This is a genomic window from Actinoalloteichus hymeniacidonis (genome assembly GCF_014203365.1).
Classification (GTDB): domain Bacteria; phylum Actinomycetota; class Actinomycetes; order Mycobacteriales; family Pseudonocardiaceae; genus Actinoalloteichus_A; species Actinoalloteichus_A hymeniacidonis.
This window is the reverse complement of sequence record NZ_JACHIS010000001.1, coordinates 4249974-4270639: the sequence shown is the minus strand read 5'-3', so window position 1 is coordinate 4270639 and position 20666 is coordinate 4249974. Positions and strand designations below refer to the sequence as shown.

The following is a 20666-nucleotide window of genomic DNA, read 5'->3' as shown; positions in this document are numbered from 1 at the left end:
ACCGCCCACGTGCCTCGAGCCCGTGACACCGGATCCACGGTGTCACGGGCTCGATCGTGTCACGGCTCGGTCGCGAGGAGTGCCCGGCCGGCGCACCGCACCACACCCGCATCTAGGATCTTGGGTGGTCGGGAACCTGGGGGTGGTGCTCGAGCGATGGGAGGGGTTCCGGTGCGGGTTCGAAGAGTGATCACCACGCGGGACGGCGGCGCGTCGACTGCCCCTTATTCCTCGTTCAATCTCGGCGACCATGTCGGCGACGCACCCGATGCGGTCGCCGCCAACCGCAAGCGGCTCGCCGAGAGCCTGCCCAACGCACCGCACGGCCCCGTGTGGATGGAGCAGATCCACGGCCGCAATGCGGAGATCGTGGACGGACCCAGAACCGAGCCGGTGGAGGCGACCGACGCACTGGTCACCGCCGAACCGGGTCTGGTCCTGGTCGCGCTGGTCGCCGACTGCGTTCCCGTGCTGCTGGCCGATCCAGATGCGGGTGTGGTGTCGGCGGTGCACGCCGGTCGGGTGGGGAGCCGGATCGGTGTGGTGCCCAGCGCCTTGGCCGCGATGCGACGTGCCGGGGCGAGCACCGAGCGGGTGGAGGCGTTGCTGGGTCCCTCGGTTTGCGGCGAGTGCTACGAGGTCCCCGCCGCGATGCGCCAGGACGTGGAGGAGCATCTGCCCGGTACGGCTTGCCGAACACGGAACGGGAAACCCGGCTTGGATCTTCGGGCTGGCCTCTGGCGGCAGCTCGCCGAAGCCGGTGTGAGCCGGATCGGGGTGGACCCCCGATGCACCGTGGAGTCGCCCGAGCTGTTCAGTCACCGCAGAGAATCGACCACTGGGCGATTCGGCGCGGCTATCTGGCTGGAGGCCACGGGATGACCGAAACGGACTTTTCGGGCGCGGATTCCCGACGTGAATTCCTCGCCGATCGGCTCGGTGGAGTCCGCGAACGCATCGCGGCGGCGTGTGCGGCGGCGGATCGAGCGTCCGATTCGGTGCGTCTGCTGGCGGTGACGAAGACTTTTCCGGCTTCCGATGTAGCTCTTCTCGGTGATCTTGGACTCACCGAGTTCGGCGAGAATCGGGCGCAGGACGCGTCGGTCAAGGCCGCCGAGGTGGCCGCGATGCGTCCGGGTAGAGCGGTGCGGTGGCACATGGTCGGGAGTGTGCAGCGCAACAAGGCCAGGGGGGTGGCTCGGTGGGCCGACGTCGTCGAATCGGTCGACAGCCCACGACTCGCCGAGGCGTTGGCGAAGGGTTCCGCAGCGGCGCGGGCGGCCGGGGAACGTGAGTCTCGTCTCGATGTCATGGTGCAGGTCAGCCTCGACGGGGCAGCAGGGCGTGGCGGTTGTTCCCCGGATGAGGTACCCCAGCTCGCGGAAGTGATCGGCCAATCGAGTGAATTGCGACTCATTGGAGTGATGGCGGTAGCTCCGTTGACGGGCGATCCGCAGCGTTCTTTCGAGACCTTGCGCACAGTGTCCGACCTGCTGAAACGTGATCATCGGGATGCCGTGGAGATCTCTGCGGGCATGAGCAATGACCTCGAACGGGCTATTGCGGCGGGGTCCACGAGTGTGCGTGTCGGAACGGCACTGCTGGGTACCAGGCCGATAGCGTGAGTACGGGCGTTGTGGGGAGGCAGACGGCGGAGCAGTCCGTCGTCGCGACAGGCGTCGGGACAGTGGCCAGGTCAGGCGGTCCGGATGCGCGGAAGGGCTGTCGATGAGCGCATTGCAGAAGTTGAAGGCCTATTTCGGGATGGTCCCCGCCGAGGACATGGACGACTACGACGAGGCAGGTTACGACGCCGAGGATTACGACCAGTACCCCGATCGAGCGGGGGCTCGGTCGCGGCGTGCAACCGCCTTGCGGGGCGGCTACCGGCCGGTCGACTTCGACGAGGCCGAGGACGTCGACGCTGATCAGCCCAGGTCTCGCTCGCGTGGCGGCTGGTCCGCCCAGCCCGTGACGCGCGGCTCGCTCGCCGTCGATCCGAACCGGGAGTCGATCACCAGACTGCGGCCGGCGACGGAGTCGGGAAAGGCCTCGGCACCGGCGGGTTCCACGGCCTCGGCCGGCGCGAACGGGTTCGGTCCCGGTCGGATCACGACGCTGCACCCGAAGACGTATCTCGAGGCCAGGACCATCGGCGAGCACTACCGGGAGGGCACCCCGGTGATCATCAACCTGACCGCCATGACGGACGCCGACGCCCGCAGACTGGTCGACTTCGCCGCCGGATTGGCGTTCGCTCTCCGGGGTGACATCGACAAGGTGACGAGCAAGGTCTTCCTGCTGTCGCCCGCAGATGCCGACGTCACCGTCGAACAGCGGCGGCGGATCGCCGAGGGTGGTCTGTTCGGCTGACGGCAGGTGATGGCAGAGTTGGGGTTGTGGAACTCTTCCGGATCATCGCTTACTACGCGCTGTTCTTCTTCTGGCTGCTCTTGATGGCGCGTATCGTGGTGGAGCTGGTTCGGGCGTTCGCCAGGGAATGGCGACCGGCCGGAGGGGTTGCGGTCGCGCTCGAGACCATCTACACAGTGACCGACCCGCCGGTTCGGGCGCTCCGGCGCATGATCCCGACGGTTCGAATCGGCGGGGTCGGACTGGACCTGTCGATTATGGTTCTACTGCTGGTCGTCTTCATCCTGATGCGACTGGTGAGCCCGGCTTAGACAAGACGACACGGACGGACCGGGCAGCGGGGAGCTCCGGGGTCCGTTGTCGAGGAGTGCGTGAGGTGATCTAGCCATGCCGTTGACGCCCGCCGACGTGCACAACGTCGCGTTCAGCAAGCCACCGATTGGCAAGCGGGGCTACAACGAGGACGAGGTGGACGCATTCCTCGACCTGGTTGAAGGCGAACTCGCAAGACTGATCGAAGAGAACAACGAACTGCGCAACCAGATCGAGCAGCTGGACCAGCAACTCGACAACACGCGCGCGGACCTGGAGGACGCCCGAGCAGGTGCTGCCGCCGCGCCCGCGAGCAGGCCTGCGGAGGAGCCAAGGCGACTCTCGCCGGTGCCCGCACCGTCGATGGTCGAGCAGACCGCACCGGGCGGGGACCACCACGTCCAGGCGGCGAAGGTTCTCGGACTGGCCCAGGAGATGGCCGACCGCCTCACCGGCGAGGCGAAGGCCGAGGCCGACGGCATGCTCTCGGAGGCGAGGACGAAGTCCGAGCAGCTCCTCTCCGAGGCACGGACGAAGTCCGACGGGCTGGTGAACGAGGCCCGGACCAGGGCCGAGACCATGCTCGGTGACGCGCGCACTCGCTCCGAAGCAGTGGAGCGGCAGTCCAGGGAGAAGGCCGCGACCCTCGAGCGCGATGCGCAGCGCAAGCACTCCGAGATCCTCGCGGGGATCACCCAGGAGAAGAACAGCCTGGACAAGGAGATCGAGGTCCTGCGGACCTTCGAACGCGAGTACCGCACCAGGCTCAAGACGATGTTGGACTCCCAGCTGCGCGAGCTGGAGGACCGGGGCAGCGCCGTCCCGCCCATCGAGTCCACTCGATCCAGCCATCAGACGGGATACAGCTTCGGCGGTCGCACCGCCGAGGCGGGCTGAGCACCGAGGCCGACCGGCGACGTCGGTCGGGATCGGCGTCGAGAACCGTCGACCGCCCCAGCGGAATCCGCTGGGGCGGTGCCGTCTGTCATCGAACCCGATGATCCACCGGGGTCGGAGCGAAACGGTTTTGACCCCGTCGCTAATCTGTAGTCACAGGCATCGATCCGGCCATCACCGGGGAGCCGCCGGAAGAACCGAGCCCTCGGCTCTCAGTAGAACCGGTCGGGTGGGCCCGTCATAGCCCCGAATCGAGAGGTCGACGCTCGCGAAGGAGCGAACGCGTCGGCAAGCGGGGTGGTACCGCGGGATGTCTCAGTGGCATGTCGTCCCCAGGAGATCTGCGTCAGCGGACTCCAGACGAACGCCACCACCCGCGAGGAGCAATTCGATGGCCTACCCCAAGGTCCGCCTCACCGGTCCGGATTCCGCCGGAGTTCCCGCCCAGCCCTCGTTCCCCGAGGTCGAGGAAGCGGTGCTCTCCTACTGGTCGGCCGACGACACCTTCGCCGAGAGCATCCGGGCCCGCCCCAGTGGCGAGAATGGCTCCAACGAGTTCGTCTTCTACGACGGCCCGCCCTTCGCAAACGGGCTCCCGCACTACGGGCACCTGCTGACCGGCTACGTCAAGGACGTCGTGCCGAGGTACCAGACCATGCGCGGCAAGCGTGTCGAGCGCCGCTTCGGCTGGGACACCCACGGCCTGCCCGCCGAGGTGGAGGCGGAACGGCAGCTCGGGATCGATCACAAGTCGCAGATCGAGCAGATGGGCATCGACGTCTTCAACGAGGCCTGCCGTACCTCGGTGCTGCGCTACACCGACCAGTGGCGCGAGTACGTCACCCGCCAGGCCCGCTGGGTGGACTTCGACAACGACTACAAGACCCTCGACCTGGACTACATGGAAAGCGTCATGTGGGCCTTCAAGTCGTTGTGGGACAAGGGTCTGGTCTACGACGGCTTCCGGGTGCTCTGGTACTGCTGGCGCTGCGAGACACCGCTGTCCAACACCGAGACGAAGATGGACGACGTCTACCGCGATCGGCAGGACCCCGCGGTCACCGTCTCGATGCGGTTGGAGACCGGGGAACGCGCGCTGATCTGGACGACGACCCCGTGGACGCTGCCGAGTAACCTCGCCATGGCCGTCCACCCGGACGTCGAGTACGTGACCGTCGAGCACGAGGGCGAGCGCTACCTGCTCGCCGAGGCGCGACTGGCGCACTATGCCAGGGAACTCGGTGAGGACGCCGTCGACCGGATCGTCGCGCGGTGCACCGGCGCCGAACTGCTCGGCCGCCGCTACACGCCACCCTTCGACTTCTTCCTCGGTCGGCCCAACGCCCATCAGATCCTGGCGGCCGACTACGTCACCACGGAGGACGGCACCGGGATCGTGCACATCGCCCCGGCCTTCGGTGAGGACGACAAGGCCGTCACCGACGCCGCGGACATCGAACCCGTCGTGCCGGTCGACTCGCGGGGCCGCTTCACCACCGAGGTGCCGCCGTATGCGGGACAGCAGGTCTTCGAGGCCAACAAGGAGATCATCCGCGACCTCAAGGCCGCCGGGTCGCTCGTGCGGCACGAGACCTACGACCACCCCTATCCGCACTGCTGGCGCTGCCGGAACCCGCTGATCCAGCGCGCGGTGTCGTCCTGGTTCGTCGCCGTCACCCGCTTCCGGGACCGGATGGTCGAGCTGAACCAGCAGATCGACTGGGTGCCCGGGCAGATCCGGGACGGCCAGTTCGGCAAGTGGCTGGAGGGCGCCAGGGATTGGTCGATCTCGCGGAACCGCTACTGGGGCTCGCCGATCCCGGTGTGGACCTCCGACGACCCCGCCTACCCCAGGGTCGACGTGTACGGCTCGCTCGACGAGTTGGAGCGCGACTTCGGGGTCCGGCCCACCGATCTGCACCGGCCGTACATCGACAACCTGACCCGCCCCAACCCGGACGACCCGACCGGTCGGTCGACCATGCGCCGGGTTCCCGAGGTCCTGGACTGCTGGTTCGAGTCCGGGGCGATGCCCTTCGCCCAGGTGCACTACCCGTTCGAGAACCGCGACTGGTTCGAGCACCACTACCCCGGCGACTTCATCGTGGAGTACAACGGCCAGACCAGGGGCTGGTTCTACACGCTGCACGTGCTGGCCACGGCGTTGTTCGACCGGCCCGCGTTCCGGCACGCGGTGGTGCACGGGATCGTCCTCGGTGACGACGGCCAGAAGATGTCGAAGTCGCTGCGCAACTACCCGGCGGTGGACGAGGTGTTCGCGCGGGACGGCGCGGACGCGATGCGCTGGTTCCTGATGTCCAGTTCGATCCTGCGTGGCGGCAACCTGATCGTCACCGAGCGGGGGGTGCGCGACGCGGTCCGGCAGTCGGTGCTGCCGCTGTGGAACTCCTGGTACTTCCTGGCGCTGTACGCCAACGCCGAGTCGGTCGAGGGTGCCTCGTTGACCGACTCCGACTTCGGTGCGCGGACCGGGCGCGGTCCCTCCACCCATGTCCTGGACCGGTATGTGCTGGCCAAGACGCACGAGCTGGTGGTCGACACGGGTGCCGCGATGGACGCCTCCGACCTGGCGGGCGCCTGCGGCCTGGTCGAGAGTTTCCTGGAGGTGCTCACCAACTGGTATGTGCGTCGGTCGCGGGAACGTTTCTGGGCGGGCGACCAGGCCGCGGTGGACACGCTGCACACGGTGCTGGAGGTGGTGTGTCGGGTGGCCGCGCCGCTACTGCCGCTGACCACCGAGGCCGTGTGGCGTGGGTTGACCGGCGGGCGTTCGGTGCACCTGGCCGACTGGCCGGAGGTGGAGAACCTGCCCGCAGACCCGGCGCTGGTGACGGCGATGGACCGCGTTCGCCAGGTCTGCTCGACGACGTCGGCGCTGCGCAAGGCCGCCAAGCTGCGGGTGCGGTTGCCGTTGCGCACCCTCGTGGTGGCGGCGCCGGACGCGGCGGCACTGGAGCCCTTCCTGGATCTGATCCGGGACGAGGTCAACGTCAAGGACGTGCAGTTGACCGACGACGTCTCGGCCTACGGTCGGTTCGAGATCGCCGTCAACGCCAGGGCGGCGGGCCCGAGGATCGGCAAGGCGGTCCAGCAGGTCATCCGCGCGGTGAAGGCGGGGGAGTGGACGCAGGAGGCCGACGGCACCGTCACGGCGGCGGGCGTGCAACTGCTTCCCGGTGAGTTCGAGGAGCGGCTGGTCGCGGCCGATCCATCGGCTACCTCGGCACTACCCGGCGGCGCGGGCGTGGTCGTGCTGGACACCGAGGTCACCGAGGAGCTGGCCACCGAGGGTCTGGTCAAGGACGCGGTACGGGTCGTGCAGCAGGCGCGGCGGGACGCGGACCTGCACGTCTCCGACCGCATCGAGCTGACCGTGTCGGCGACCGAGGACGTCACCGCAGCCCTGCGACAGTGGGAGGGCTTCCTGGGCAAGGAGACACTGGCGGTCCGGGTCGTCTTCGCACCCGTCGACGGTGGCTTCGCCGGAACGGTCGGCGACGGCGCACAGATCGCCGTCGCGGTACGCAAGGCCTGAGGCTCGTCGCCTCCCCGCACATCGCCATGATGTGTGGGGGGCGTACCCCTGAGCGGGAGAGGCGAGGAGCTACGGCCATGACGATCTCCGGTCCCGATGACGGTGCCTGCTCGAAGCGGCCTGTGCGGCCGCTCGGTGTGCGTCGGGTCGGTCGCCGGGTGTTCGTGCGGGACAATGGCCGGGTGAACACCGAGCATCCCGACCCGGACCCCGTCGACAGGGCGAGCGACACGCCTCGGGCCGAGCCCGTCGAGACCGGCAGCGACCCGGACCGAGCCGCTGCCGGGGACACCGTCGCAGACCCGGCGGCGGACTCGGTCGTGGTCGAGCAGCCCGCTGTGCCGTTGCCGCCCAAGCGAGTCGGTCTACTGGTGTCGGCGGCGCTGGCGGTGCTGGCGCTCGACATCGTCACGAAGGTCGTCGCGGTGGAGAATCTGGAGCACCGACCGCCGGTCGAGCTCTTCGGTGGTGGGCTCTACCTGGTGCTCTTCCGCAATCCCGGCGCCGCGTTCTCGATGGCCACCGGGATGACCTGGTTGTTGTCCCTGATCTCGATCGCCGTCGTCGTCGGAATCCTGTGGATGGCGCCTCGACTGCGGTCGATCGGCTGGGGAATCGGACTCGGCTTGGTGCTGGGTGGTGCGCTCGGTAATCTCGTCGACCGGCTGTTCCGGGCGCCCGGGCCGCTGGAGGGCCACGTCGTCGACTTCCTGTCGCTGTTGGCCCCCGACGGCAGTGTGTGGCCGGTGTTCAATATCGCGGACTCCTCGTTGGTCAGCGGTGGTGTGCTGTTGGTCCTGCTCGCTTTCCTGGGTAAGGACTACGACGGCACGACGATCAAGAACGAGAAGAAGAGCGCGAAGAAGGCGGCACGCGAAGCCCCACCCGGTGCGGCGACCGACGCGGCTGATCGCACTGAGTCGACCGGGTCCGGGAGGACCCGACAGGAGGGTTCCGCATGAGCGAGCAGCGAGCACTGCCGGTGCCCGATGGGCTGGACGGGTTGCGGGTGGACGCGGGGCTGGCCAAACTGCTCGGTCTGTCCCGCACGGCGATCGTCGCGATGGCCGAGGCAGGCGACGTGCTGATCGACGGCCGCACCGTGGGCAAGTCCGATCGGTTGATCGCGGGCAGCAATCTGGAGGTCGTGATCCCCGGCCCGGCGGCGCCGCAGGTCGTGGAGCCGAGCGAGGTCGACGGACTCCGGGTGATCTACGAGGACGACGAGATCGCGGTGGTCGACAAGCCGGTCGGCGTCGCCGTGCACCCGAGCCCGGGCTGGACCGGCCCGACGGTGGTGGCGGGGCTGGCGGCGATGGGACTGCGGATCGCGACCTCGGGTGCCGCCGAACGCCAGGGTGTGGTGCACCGACTCGACGTGGGCACCACGGGCGTGATGGTGGTCGCCAAGAGCGAGCACGCCTATTCGGTGCTCAAGCGCGCCTTCAAGGAGCGCACGGTCAAGAAGATCTATCACGCCGTGGTCCAAGGCCATCCGGATCCGACCAAGGGCACCATCGACGCGCCGATCGATCGGCATCCCCGGCATGACTACAAGTTCGCCGTGATCGCCGATGGCAGGCCCAGCGTGACGCACTACGAGGTGATCGAGGCATTCCGGCACGCCTCGCTGACCGAGGTCCGGTTGGAGACGGGCCGGACACATCAGATCCGGGTGCACTTCTCCGCACTGCGACACCCCTGCGTCGGCGACCTCACCTACGGCGCGGACCCGTCCCTGGCCAAGGATCTGAAGCTGACTCGGCAGTGGTTGCACGCGCGGCGCCTCGGCTTCGAGCATCCGGCCGATGGGCAGTGGGTCGAGTTCGAGAGCGAGTACCCGGCCGATCTGGCCTCGGCCCTACAACGGTTGCAGGAGACCTCCTGAGGCGGGTTCCGCGCAGCCGCCGGGATATCTGACATTTCCCGTCGCAGGCGGACACGGACGTAATAGCATCGTGACGCACGTTTCGGGAGCACTGGGAGGCCTCGTGCAGAACAGAGACCAGTTCGGCATGCCGGATGGGGGACGGGTCGAACCCGCGACCCCGCCGATGGGTATCCGGCTGCCTGCGGGTGGGCCCGGTGCGCAGTCTCCGGCCGGGCCGTACCAGGGCGAACAGCGTTCCCCGCAGTCCGGTTGGGAAGGCGGCCAGGCGCCGTCGGCGCGGGTCGAGCCGGTGACGCCGCCGATGGGCAATCCGCTGCCGTTGAGTGGTGCCGGGACCGGCGCCGCGTTCGGTGGCTCGGCGATCGGGGAACCCGATGTCGCTTCGCTGATCGGCGATGATTCCGGCCATGCCGCGCCTGCGGTGATCGGCGGCGAGGACCCCTTCGGCGACGCAGGTGACGGCGATACGCGGGATTGGCCGACCTTGCAGCGCACCCGTGACGCCCAGGCGGACGAGTCCGCCGATGGCGGTAAGCGGGGCAATCGGATGTTCGGTCGGCGCGACGGCTGACCCGGGCGGTCGCGGGCGAGCCGTCGACACGGCTCGCCCGCCACCGCTGCACCGGCCTGTGGTGTGCGGACCCGTGATGGTTCCACCGCAGTGCCCCGGTTTCCCGCCGCCGGACTCGACGGCGGGTTGATTCATCGAGGTGTGCGGCCCTGTCGCCGCGCGATGCTCTGGTCGTCGCGCCTGCTGCGCCCCGCCTCCACTCCGCGCGATGCTCCCGACGAGGCCACGGCTCGCGGCCCGCGCGGCTGATCATCCGATCCTTTCCGAGCGCAGGCCGCCCTCCGACACCCGAGGGTGTCGCGCGCCGTCTCGATCTTCTCGACCGCCCCCTGACGGGTGGCACATCTGACGCTTCTGCTGTCGCATGGCTTGGCCGCTGTCGGGCGCGCATGGTCGGTCCGTCCCTGAACAGCGCCGATGCAGAATCTTGACTGCTCTGCTAGTTTTCTGATCGTGCAATCAGGAAATGAACGGAGCGATCAGAAGTCGCGGACGTTCATCGAGCAGGCTCGACGCGAGCAGATTCTGCGTGCCGCCACCGAGACCATCGCCGAGGTCGGACTGGCCAAGGCGTCCCTGGCCCGCATCGCCGCGCACGCGGGGATCAGCGCCGCGTTGATCTCCTACCACTTCGATGGCCGGGACGATCTGATCAATCAGGTGGCCGCACAGGTGGACACCGAGATCGAGCAGGCGTTGGAACAGCGGATGGCGAACGCCGCGAGTTATGTCGATGCGTTACGCGGGCTGATCACGGGCTTCGTGCACTACACCGCGAAGCACCGCACTCAGATGTACGCGTTGTACGCAATCGCGAGCAGCGCCCGGGCCCGCACTGGAACATCCAATCGCCACGACCGTGAGGCGATAGCGGCGTCGCTGTCGGGCTTGCTAATCGAAGGGCAACAGCACCGCGAATTCCGAGACTTCTCCGTTCCCGTGATGGCGGCGACGCTTGCCTCCGTCCTGGAATCGGTGCCTCGCGAGCTGTACTCCAAACCCGAACTCGATGTCGACACCTATGCCGAGGAACTGGCCGAGATCTTCGCGATCGCCGTGCGCCGCACCGGTAGAGGCCGACGTCGTGGCTGAACTTTCGAGCACTGGAAGAGATGAGATGACGACCCAGACCCTGGACCCGCCTGCCGAGCCCTTATGGCTGCAGCCGCCCCGACATCGAATCGAGCGACGAGCGATCGGGTGGTGGGCCCTGCGCGCGCTGATCGCGATCGCCGTCCTCGTCGGCGGGCTCACCACCGGCTACGTGTTGGCCGAACCCGCCCGACCCTGGATCCTGCCCATCCTGATCGCGGTGGCGGGCGTGGGCGTGGCCTACCTCGCCATCGTGCCGTTCTGGCGGTACGCCGTGCACCGTTGGGAGGCCACCGAGGAGGCCGTCTACGTCCGAACGGGCTGGTTCGTCCGGGAGTGGCGGGTCGCGCCGATCTCCCGGGTCCAGACCGTCGACACCGTCCGAGGTCCGCTGCAACAGGCCTTCGGCCTGGCCACGGTCACGGTGACCACGGCGTCGGCACACGGGGCGATGTACCTGGTCGGACTCGATCACCGGGTCGCGGCCGACCTCGCCAAGGACCTCACCCGGATCACCCAGGCGACTCCCGGAGATGCGACATGACCGTTGCATCGACCACCGAGGAACCACCCTCGGAGCCCATCGTGGAACAGAGCGCGCCGCCGACCGTCGAACCCGACTCCGGTCCGCCGTGGTTGCGGCTGGATTTCAGGATGGTGTGGATCGATCTCATCCTGATGGTGCTCTCGCTCATCCCGATCGTGGCGACCACCGTGCTGTTCGACGAGGTGGTCTGGTTCGCGGTGATCGCGGGCGGACTCGGCATCGTCAGCTCGACGGCGGATCTGCTCCGGTGGGTGAAGACCCGCTATCGCCTCACCGGCGAGCTCGTCGAATACCGTTCCGGCCTACTGGTCCGGACCTATCGCTCCGTGCGGCGGGACCGGGTCCGCAGTGTCGACACCACGGCCCGCCTACGGCACCGAGTCGCCGGATTGCGGGTGGTGAACATCCGCTCCGGGGCGCAGGCCACCAGTGCGGAGCCGGAACTGGTGCTGGACGCGATCTCGCTGCCCGCCGCGCAACAATTGCAGCGCGAGCTGCTTGCGGGGCCTGCGGAGCCTGCGCAGACCGGCGCGGCGACGGAGAGCGTGGTGTCGGCGGACGAATCCGAGCCATCGGTGGCCATCACGCCGAGCGACGAGGTGACGCTGGCCGCCTTCCGGTCGCGCTGGATGGTGCACAACCTCTTCAATGTATGGGCTTTCGTCGCGGCGGTGGGTCTGGTCTGGGGAGTGCACTGGTCGGGCACGACCGTCGGGTTCGACCTCTTGGGCACGCTGCTGGGCCTTGCCGCCGATCTCGGTGTCACCGGCTTCGGCTTGATCCCGCTGGGCATCCTGGGTGCGGGTGTGCTGGGCGTCCTCGCGTTGGGGGTGAACTTCTTCACCGAGAACTGGAAGTTCCGGCTCAGCAGGGTTCGAAGTGCGAACGGAACCATGCTGCGCACCAAGCAGGGTCTGTTCAAGACCCGCGAGATCAACCGGGACGACCGCAGGCTGCGCGGAGTGCAGATCTGGGAACCGCTGCTGTGGCGTTGGATGGGTACTGCGGATACATCGGTGATCTCGACGGGGATGTCGAGCGGCAGCGTATCGGAGAACCCGTCGGCGACCATTCTGCCTAGGGTGGGGGTCCGGGAGGCTCGGCGAGTGGCCGCCGCCGTCATCGGCGACGATCGGCCGTTCACGACACCGCCCATTCCGCATCCGCGTGCCGCCCTGCGTCGCCGACTCGGTTGGGCGGTACTGACCACGGCGGTGCTCACCGGACTGTTCGCCTGGCTCGGCCGGAATGTCTCCTTCATTCCGGAATGGTCCTGGTTGGTCGCGCTCGGCATGCTGCCGATCCTGTCGGTGCTCGCGGCCGTGGGATACCGCTCGCTCGGACACGCACTCGTCGGGGACTACCTGGTGGTCCGAAGCGGCCTGACCAGGGATACCGCGGTGCTGCGCCGAGAGGCGGTGATCGGATGGACGATCCGTGAGTCCGTGCTGCAACGCAGGCTCGGCCTCCTGTCGGTGACCGCGACGACCGCAGCGGGGTACGGCCAGTACGCCGCCATCGATATCGGAGCTCAGGAGGGATTGAAGCTGGCCGCTGCGGCCACTCCCGATCTCGTCCGGCCTCGACTCGGGGGAGTTCGGTCGGCGACCTGAATGCGAGCCGTCGTGCTTAGTCCTCGACGGTCCAGGTCAGACTGAGCCGGTCCTCGCCCTGCTGCGGCGTCCACCGCACAGCGGCGAGGCGGGTCGATTCCGGTAGGACGTACACGGTGTGTCCGCCCGCCGTCTCGCCCGGTTGGACACCGATCCGATACGGCGGTCGGGAGGACAACGAGACGGGTGCCTTGCCGACCTCCTGGCCGTCCTCGCTGACCAACACCAGATAGAGATCCGGAAGTGAGGAGAACGGCACCTGGCCTCGGTTGGTCAACTCGGTGTGCACGACCACCGCTCGTTCGCCCTCCTGCAGGCGGTAGCCGGCCGCCTCGAACAGGAAGTTGGCCGGGTCGACCACCTCGAGCAGCTGGATACGCAGTTGCTCGCCCTCCAAGCCCTGGATGTCCAGGGCACTGCCCACCTCGCCGGTCCGGCGGACACTCGTGGCCGGACCGGGCTGGGACAGGACGTTGGTGGGCTGGTCGCCTCTGGCCCAGGAGGCCGACTGCGGCGGGCCCCAGGTGCTGAACGGGTCCGAATTCGGCTGCTGCGCGGGGAAGGGGCTGCTCGGCGGTCCCGCCGGTTGCTGGTGGGGCGGTCCCTGCATCGGGAACGGGGTGCTCGGCGGGCTCACCGGATGTTGTTGGGGGCCCGGGGCATGGCTCGGATGCGGCGGCGGGAACTGCTGGCCGTGCGGCGGCGCTCCGTGCACCGGGTAGGCGCCGCTGGGTGTTCCCGACTGCTGATGCGGCCCGCTGGGCGTGGCCTGCGGATAGGGCCCGCTGGGGCCGCCGTGCATCGGGTAGGGGCCGCTCGGCGTCGCCTGCATCGGATGGTGCGGTGGCGGCGCACCCCAGGCGCCGATCGCCGCGAGCGCCCCTCGGATGCCCTGCGGGTCGCATTCCACACCGACGACCAGTGGCAGACCGCTGACCGACAGCTGAGCCAGTCGCGCGGCGACCTCTCGGACGTCCATCCCGAGGTGGTTGGCCAGATCGGCCACAGAGGTTCGTCCCGCCTCCGCGACCACGGCGAGCAGGCGGGTGTCCACGGGGTCCGGCGCTACCACGGTTGCGCACGCTACCCGGTCGGCTACCGGCGACGGCGCAGGGATGTTGATCCGTCTGCGCGGGGCGGCCGATTCGGGTCGAACGGCCGTGGGGAGCTCGGGGGTCATCGACCGCTCGCCGGCCATCGGTGGGAGTGTGCTCCCGCAGCGCCGGACCCGTCGCCGACGCGGCCGTGGGCGCTCGAATGCCGGGTGGCGGGGTCGAGGAGACCGCGTCCTCGCGGCGTCGGCACGGTCAGTCCCACCAGAAGGACCAGGAGTTCTTCCCGAGGATCTCCTCGGCGTAGTCGCGCAGTGTGCCCGGTCCCTGATCGATGTTGTCCGGGCAGAAGGTCCAGTGTTCCGCAGCGACCTGCTCGGCGTGCTCGATCGTGGTCGGCGGCGCGGCGACACTCAGATCCAGTGTGTCGAAGCCGATACGGACGACGCGGGCCCCGAAGCGGTCCTCCCAGCTGCGCACGACGGCTGCCATCGGCGCCGTGTGCTCGGAGTGGTTGACCGGCCCCATCCAGCCGATGACGGCCAGCGCGTCGGCACTGCGCGGTGCCGCGACCAGGCCGAGTCGAGCCGACTCCGACGCGATCAGGTCCGCGTACCAGTCGGCCACCTCGCCTGCGGTCCTGGGCGAGGTGCCCGCCGGTGCCAGACCGGGGAAGGTCGAGTCGAAGGGCTCCAGGTGACTGGTGTCGGTACTGCCCGCGGGTTCCAGCCACTCCGCCCAGATCGCGGCCATCACGCGCGCCGCGTCGAAGCGGTCGACGTCGGATACGGTCTCGGGGGCCAGTTCGCCGGTCTCCCAGGGCAACCCGCCGTGCTCGGCCGTCTCCAGGATCAGCGGCCACAGACCCGAGGTCGGATGCTCGGCGTGCAGCCGGGACCACAGCTCGGCGTCGGCGGCGTCGTCGCCGAGCCAGAGCGCGGGCCTGCTGCGTGATGCCACCGTCCGCGCGAAGCTCTCGTCCGGGAGGATCAGTCTGCCGGTGGGCAGCGGGGTCGACGGAGTGCCACCCGCCGTTCCCTCGGGGAAGAGTGATCCCCAGTCGTCGAGCGGCGGGGCTGTGGTGCTGGGCTGGTCGACCATGTCGAGACCTTCCGGAAGAGCGAGCCCGAAGTCGCGGCAGCGCCGATGTTCTCATGCCCGAGGCCGAGAAAAACCGTCTGACAACGGAGATCAATCATTTTTTGACCGTTTTATCCGGTTTATCCAGGCTCAAAGAGCATTCTGCGGCTCTCCGGCCGACGGCGACCTTGACCCGTCCGGGTGATAGTCGGGGGGCGATCCACGGGTGGGTGACTGATCCGAACGAGTGAACATCGAATGGCGGATGAGCGGCGGACACGGTGCCTAGCAGCGATGTCGCGCTCGACGCCGCCGATCTGTGACCTGGAGCACTTCGTTATAGGCGTTCACTGGAATGAGTCAGATGTATGCGAGTGAAAACCATGACGTGGGGTGCCCATGACCGTGTCTCATCCTTCCGCTGAGCGCAGCGATGACGTCGACGAGATGGTGTTGCGCGATCCGCACGCCGCTTACCAGCTCTTACGCTCTGCAGGCCCGATCAGGCAGCTGCAACTCTTCCCCGAATTCGACGCCTGGGTGGTGACCGATTACGAGGAGGCACGCGCGGCACTGGCGGACCAGAGCCTGCAGAAGGCGCCGCCCGACACGGCGGAGGGCGTGGCCTTCGACTCGCCGTTCGAGGACGAGCTCAGCGCCAACCTGCTGCGCGCCGATCAGCCGGAGCACACCCGGTTGCGCAAGCTCGTGACCAAGGCGTTCACCTCGCGTCGTATCCAGGAGATGCGGCCGCGCATCGAGCAGATCGCCGACGAGCTGCTCGATGAGATGGACGGACACACCGAGCTCGACCTGCTCGACGCCTACGCGTTCCCGTTGCCGATGACGGTGATCTGCGAACTCCTCGGCGTTCCCGACGACGACCGCGACGACTTCCGCGCCTGGTCGAACCGCCTGCTCGACACCGATGTCACCGATGAGGACGGCAGCTCGGTCCACGAGGCCTCGACCGCGATGGCCGCCTACCTGATGAAGCTCATCGCGCAGAAGCGCGAGGAGCCCGCCGACGACCTGCTCACCGCGCTGATCGACGCCAGGGACTCCGAGGACCGACTGACCGAGCGCGAACTGGTCGGCATGGTCTTCGTCCTGCTGGTCGCGGGGCACGAGACCACGGTCAACCTGATCGGCAACGGCGTGAACGGGCTGCTGCGCAACCCGGATCAACTCGCCGCACTGCAAGCGAACCCCGAGCTGCTCCCCGGCGCCGTCGAGGAGTTCCTGCGGTTCGACGGACCGGTGCACCTGGCCACGGCCCGATGGGCGTCCGAGGACATGGACCTCTTCGGCGCGCAGGTGAAGGCGGGCCAGATGGTGCTGGTCTCCCTGCTCGCGGCCAACCGGGATTCCAACCGCTTCGAGAACCCGGATCGGCTCGACGTCACCAGGGCTCCCGGCGGCCATCTGGCCTTCGGCCACGGCATCCACTTCTGCCTCGGTGCGGCACTGGCCAGGCTCGAGGGCGAGATCGCCTTCGGCAGGCTGCTGGCGCGCTTCCCCGACCTGGCCCTGGCCGGGGATCCGGCCGCGCCGCTGCGGTGGCGGTACAGCACGATCATCCACGGCTTGGAGACGCTCCCGGTGCGCCTCACCGCCTGATAGCGCCGTTCCCTCGCCCGGACGGGCGCGCCGATCCGGATCGTCGGCCCCCGTCCGCGCGAGGGCGCCGGGCGCGGCTGCCTATGCTCGCCCTTGTGCACCCAGCGCGGCTGATCGAACTGGACCGAGCCCACGTGTGGCACCCCTACGCGCCGATGCCCGGCATCGTCGACCCGTTGCTCGTGGAGTCCGCCTCCGGTGTGCGGCTCCGCCTGGCCGAGCCGGTCGAGGGACGGGACGAGCTGATCGACGGCATGTCCTCGTGGTGGTCGGCGATCCACGGCTATCGCCACCCGACGATCGACGCGGCGATCGCCGATCAGGTCGGACGGATGAGCCACGTGATGTTCGGCGGACTCACCCACGAACCCGCCGTGCGGCTGTGCTCGCGCCTGGTCGAGATCACCCCCGATCCCTTGCAGCACGTCTTCCTCTCCGACTCCGGATCGGTGTCGGTGGAGGTGGCCGTCAAGATGTGCCTGCAGTACTGGCGTTCGGCCGGGCGGCCCGAGAAACGCCGCCTGCTGACCTGGCGGGGCGGCTACCACGGGGACACCTTCCACCCGATGAGCGTCTGCGATCCCGAGGGCGGGATGCACTCGTTGTGGCGCGGGGTACTGCCGGAACAGGTCTTCGTGCCCGCACCGCCGTCCGGTTACGACGTCGGCGTCGAGCACGATTACGTGGCCCTGCTGGCCAGAGAGATCGAGGAGCACGCCGACGAACTGGCCGCGGTGATCGTCGAGCCGGTGGTGCAGAACGCCGGCGGCGGGATCCGCTTCCACGATCCCCGGTACCTGCACGTGCTGCGGGAGCTGACGCTCACCCACGACGTGCTGCTGATCTTCGATGAGATCGCCACCGGATTCGGCCGTACCGGGGAGTTGTTCGCCGCCGACCACGCGGGCATCGCCCCCGACGTCATGTGCGTAGGGAAGGCACTGACCGGCGGTTATCTGTCGTTGGCCGCGACGCTGTGCACCCCCGGCGTGGCCGAGGGGATCTCACGGGGTCGGTACCCGACCCTGGCCCACGGACCGACCTTCATGGGCAATCCACTGGCCTGCGCGGCGGCCGGGGCATCGCTGGACCTGCTGGACTCCGGCGCGTGGCGCGACGACGTGGCCCGCATCGAACGCGGCCTGACCCGCGGCCTGGCGGCGGCCCGTGAACTGCCCTCGGTGCGGGAGGTCCGAGTGCTCGGTGCGATCGGCGCGCTGCAACTCGCCGAGCCCATCGACCCCGCCGTCGCGCGGTCGATCGCCGCACGACACGGTGTCTGGCTGCGGCCGTTCCGCGATGTCGTCTACACGATGCCGCCGTATGTGATCGACGACGCGGACCTGGCTCGGGTCACCGAGGCGATGACGGAGATCGCCTCGGCAGGCTGAGCGGCGGGCCGCCCCACGCCACGGGCGGAATCGACCAACCATTCGCATTCGACCGGTGGCCGAGAGACGAAGAAGCCGGTGCCTCTAGGCTCGGCACAATGGGTGTCGTCGTGATCACCGGGACCGGAACCGACGTCGGCAAGACCGTGGTCACCGCAGCGCTGGTAGCCGGTGCGCTCGGTGCGGATCGCACTCCCGCAGTCGTCAAACCCGTGCAGACCGGCGTCGGGCCCGGGCAACCGGGCGACGTCGACGACGTCCGGCGGCTGGCGGGTCCGGTGACCGTGCGCGAACTGGCCAGGTATCCCGATCCGCTCGCGCCTGCGACCGCCGCAGCCAGATCCGGTCTGGCCGAGACGAGACCGGCCGAGATCGTCGCGGCGGTCGCCGAACTGGCCCGGCACCACGATCCCGTGTTCATCGAGGGCGCGGGCGGCCTGCTGGTCCGCTTCGACTCGGTGGGCACGACGCTCGCCGATATCGCCGTCGCCCTGGCGGCACCCGTGGTGATCGTGGCCCGCGCCGGACTGGGCACCCTCAACGAGACGGCACTGACCTCGGAGGCGCTGCGAGCCAGGGCCCTGACCTGCCTCGGCGTGGTGATCGGCGAGTGGCCCGCCGAGCCCGATCTCGCCGCCCGGCACAATCTCGTCGACCTGCCAGCGGCGGCGGGCGCCCCGCTTCTCGGCGTGCTGCCCGCGGGATCGGGAGCGCTGTCCACCTCGGACTTCGTCCTTCGGGCACCCGACTGGCTGCATCCCGACCTGGGCGGACGGGCCATCGACCCGGCGGCCGGACTGCTCACAACAGTGGGAGATCGACGATGACCATCGCAGGACCACCGGAGCAGTCCGGGCCGGGCGGACAGCCCGGCGATCGGGCGCGTGCGGCGGGCGACCGGCCGCCTCGGCCCGAGAACCGTCCCGGGAACGGCTCACCACCCATGGGTCCGGGACCCGGCCGAGGACGCCCGACCGGCTGCGGACTGTGGATCACCGGGGTGTTCACGATCGTCGCGGGCCTCACCCTGTGGTCGGCGATCGGCTCGACCGGCGCCGGGCAGGCGGTCGCCGCGTTCGGGGCCGCGCTGCTGTTCCTGGTCGCGTTCGCCTCGGCGGGCGCCACGTTGCGGTTGGGATCCGGCCGCAGCCAGCTGGGGTGCGCGGGCATCGCGGTCCTGCTGCTGTTGGTCCCCGCAGGCCTGCTGCTGAGCAGCGTCTACCTGGGAGAGACGAGCGGCGTGGTCCGGGTGCTGATCGAGGTGGTCGGCTGGCTGTTGGTGCTGACCTGGCTGTTGGTCACGATCATCGCCTTCGGACTGAACAAGGCCGAACGATTCGTCGCCTCGTTGCGTGACGGCGCGGCCCAGCAGGCCGACGCCGCCCGGAGGACCAACGGTGCGGGTCCGCCCACGGCGGCCCGTCGACCACCGCACCGTGCCGAGCAGAAGTCGATCGACGACCTCGACAGCTCTGCCCGCCCCGAGGATCCGCCGCCGAGTCGCTGACCCGGGGGATTCCCGCGATCACCACTGGCGGTTATCGACAGTGTCGCGCTCCGGATTCGGGCGTACCGAGACAATGCGTCCATCGATGAGGGGCTGTCATCGTGATCGGGCGAGGCGAACCCGAGTCCAAGGGAGTCCACTGTGACCGTGACGGCTGATCAGACCGACATCCTCGCTCTGGCCAGGGAACAGGTGTTGGACGGCGGGATCGGGTTGGACCGGTCGCAGATCGAAGCGGTCCTGCGCCTGCCCGACGAGCGGACTCCGCAACTGCTCGAACTCGCACACGAGGTGCGGATGCGCTGGTGTGGGCCCGAGGTCGAGGTCGAGGGCATCGTCAGTCTCAAGACCGGTGGCTGCCCGGAGGACTGTCATTTCTGCTCGCAGTCCGGGCGATTCCTCTCGCCGGTTCGAGCCGTGCGACTGGACATCCCCGGTCTGGTCGCCGCCGCCCGCCAGACCGTGGTGACCGGGGCGACCGAGTTCTGCATCGTCGCTGCGGTACGTGGCCCGGACGCCGGTTTGCTGGCGCAGGTCCGCGCGGGTATCGAGGCGATTCGCGCCGACCCCATGACGGCCGAGGTCAACATCGCCTGTTCGCTGGGCATGCTCACCCAGGACCAGGTCGACGAACTGGTCGAGATGGGCGTGCACCGCTACAACCACAACCTGGAGACCGCCCGCTCCCACTTCACCGAGGTCGTCACCACCCATACCTGGGAGGAACGCCGGGAGACCCTGCGCATGGTCGGCGCGGCCGGGATGGAGGTCTGCTGCGGCGGGATCATCGGGATGGGCGAGACCGTGCAGCAGCGTGCCGAATTCGCCGCCGAGCTGAGCGAGGTGGACCCCGACGAGGTTCCGTTGAACTTCCTCATCCCCAACCCCGGCACCCCCTTCCAGGACTACCCGGTGGTCGAGGGCACCGAGGCGCTGCGCACGGTGGGCGCCTTCCGGTTGGCGCTGCCTCGGACGATCCTGCGCTTCGCGGGCGGCCGCGAACTGACCTTCGGTGATCTCGGCGCCGAACAGGGGATGCTCGGCGGTGTCAACGCCATCATCGTCGGCAACTACCTGACCAATCTCGGCCGCCCGGCCCAGCAGGACCTCGACATGCTCGAGGAGCTGCGGATGCCGATCAAAGCGCTGAATCGGACGTTGTGA

19 protein-coding genes are annotated in these 20666 nt (G+C 68.8%); 17 read left to right on the top strand and 2 right to left on the bottom strand.

All coding sequences use genetic code 11. From position 1 onward, the window contains the following. Positions 1-171 precede the first annotated feature (171 nt). The 12 genes from pgeF to BKA25_RS17630 all read left to right on the top strand — a co-directional run bounded on the left by pgeF (position 172) and on the right by BKA25_RS17630 (position 12852). A complete protein-coding gene (pgeF, locus tag BKA25_RS17685; protein ID WP_069853493.1) occupies positions 172-882 on the top strand; it encodes a peptidoglycan editing factor PgeF in 711 nt (236 codons plus the stop codon). Then, positions 879-1625, top strand: a complete 747-nt coding sequence (locus BKA25_RS17680; protein ID WP_069848226.1) for a YggS family pyridoxal phosphate-dependent enzyme — start codon at positions 879-881, stop codon at positions 1623-1625. The genes pgeF and BKA25_RS17680 overlap by 4 nt, the downstream gene beginning before the upstream one ends. A 103-nt stretch (positions 1626-1728) precedes the next feature. Beyond that, positions 1729-2373: a cell division protein SepF gene (locus BKA25_RS17675; protein WP_069848227.1), complete on the top strand. Its 645-nt coding sequence runs from the start codon at positions 1729-1731 to the stop codon at positions 2371-2373. A gap of 26 nt (positions 2374-2399) precedes the next feature. Beyond that, positions 2400-2684, top strand: a complete 285-nt coding sequence (locus BKA25_RS17670) for a YggT family protein (RefSeq protein ID WP_069848229.1) — start codon at positions 2400-2402, stop codon at positions 2682-2684. A 76-nt stretch (positions 2685-2760) separates the two neighbouring features. Next, positions 2761-3582 (top strand): DivIVA-like cell division protein Wag31, encoded by an 822-nt coding sequence (gene wag31, locus BKA25_RS17665; RefSeq protein WP_069848231.1) that lies wholly within the window; start codon positions 2761-2763, stop codon positions 3580-3582. 391 nt (positions 3583-3973) lie between these two features. Beyond that, positions 3974-7138, top strand: a complete 3165-nt coding sequence (ileS, locus tag BKA25_RS17660) for an isoleucine--tRNA ligase (RefSeq protein ID WP_069848232.1) — start codon at positions 3974-3976, stop codon at positions 7136-7138. A gap of 77 nt (positions 7139-7215) precedes the next feature. Further along, complete coding sequence (gene lspA, locus BKA25_RS17655) at positions 7216-8100, top strand: signal peptidase II (protein ID WP_084642796.1); 885 nt, start codon at positions 7216-7218, stop codon at positions 8098-8100. Beyond that, on the top strand, positions 8097-9026 hold the full coding sequence (locus tag BKA25_RS17650; protein WP_069848234.1) for an RluA family pseudouridine synthase: 930 nt from the start codon (positions 8097-8099) through the stop codon (positions 9024-9026). Before lspA ends, BKA25_RS17650 begins: the two co-directional genes overlap by 4 nt. Positions 9027-9129: 103 nt before the next feature. Continuing rightward, a complete protein-coding gene (locus tag BKA25_RS17645; protein ID WP_069848236.1) occupies positions 9130-9600 on the top strand; it encodes a hypothetical protein in 471 nt (156 codons plus the stop codon). 453 nt (positions 9601-10053) lie between these two features. After that, a complete protein-coding gene (locus BKA25_RS17640; RefSeq protein WP_069848237.1) occupies positions 10054-10692 on the top strand; it encodes a TetR/AcrR family transcriptional regulator in 639 nt (212 codons plus the stop codon). 25 nt (positions 10693-10717) lie between these two features. Next, on the top strand, positions 10718-11236 hold the full coding sequence (locus BKA25_RS17635) for a PH domain-containing protein (RefSeq protein ID WP_069848239.1): 519 nt from the start codon (positions 10718-10720) through the stop codon (positions 11234-11236). After that, on the top strand, positions 11233-12852 hold the full coding sequence (locus BKA25_RS17630) for a PH domain-containing protein (RefSeq protein ID WP_084642800.1): 1620 nt from the start codon (positions 11233-11235) through the stop codon (positions 12850-12852). Before BKA25_RS17635 ends, BKA25_RS17630 begins: the two co-directional genes overlap by 4 nt. A 16-nt stretch (positions 12853-12868) precedes the next feature. On the opposite strand, the gene BKA25_RS17625 is transcribed toward BKA25_RS17630, so the two are convergent. Further along, a complete protein-coding gene (locus BKA25_RS17625) occupies positions 12869-13924 on the bottom strand; it encodes an Lrp/AsnC family transcriptional regulator (RefSeq protein WP_236750625.1) in 1056 nt (351 codons plus the stop codon). Positions 13925-14159: 235 nt separating this feature from the next. Beyond that, positions 14160-15005 (bottom strand): DUF4253 domain-containing protein, encoded by an 846-nt coding sequence (locus BKA25_RS17620; protein WP_069848241.1) that lies wholly within the window; start codon positions 15003-15005, stop codon positions 14160-14162. A 378-nt stretch (positions 15006-15383) separates the two neighbouring features. Here BKA25_RS17620 and BKA25_RS17615 point away from each other — a divergent pair, with 378 nt between their 5' ends. The 5 genes from BKA25_RS17615 (at position 15384) to bioB (ending at position 20666) form a co-directional block, all read left to right on the top strand. Continuing rightward, entirely contained in the window at positions 15384-16604 is a 1221-nt protein-coding gene (locus BKA25_RS17615) for a cytochrome P450 family protein (RefSeq protein ID WP_069848243.1), read from the top strand. Positions 16605-16687: 83 nt separating this feature from the next. Next, positions 16688-17995, top strand: a complete 1308-nt coding sequence (locus BKA25_RS17610) for an adenosylmethionine--8-amino-7-oxononanoate transaminase (RefSeq protein WP_069848244.1) — start codon at positions 16688-16690, stop codon at positions 17993-17995. 98 nt (positions 17996-18093) lie between these two features. Beyond that, complete coding sequence (gene bioD, locus BKA25_RS17605; RefSeq protein WP_069848246.1) at positions 18094-18822, top strand: dethiobiotin synthase; 729 nt, start codon at positions 18094-18096, stop codon at positions 18820-18822. Continuing rightward, entirely contained in the window at positions 18819-19502 is a 684-nt protein-coding gene (locus BKA25_RS17600) for a hypothetical protein (protein ID WP_069848247.1), read from the top strand. The genes bioD and BKA25_RS17600 overlap by 4 nt, the downstream gene beginning before the upstream one ends. Before the next feature lie 141 nt (positions 19503-19643). Beyond that, on the top strand, positions 19644-20666 hold the full coding sequence (gene bioB / locus BKA25_RS17595) for a biotin synthase BioB (protein WP_069848249.1): 1023 nt from the start codon (positions 19644-19646) through the stop codon (positions 20664-20666).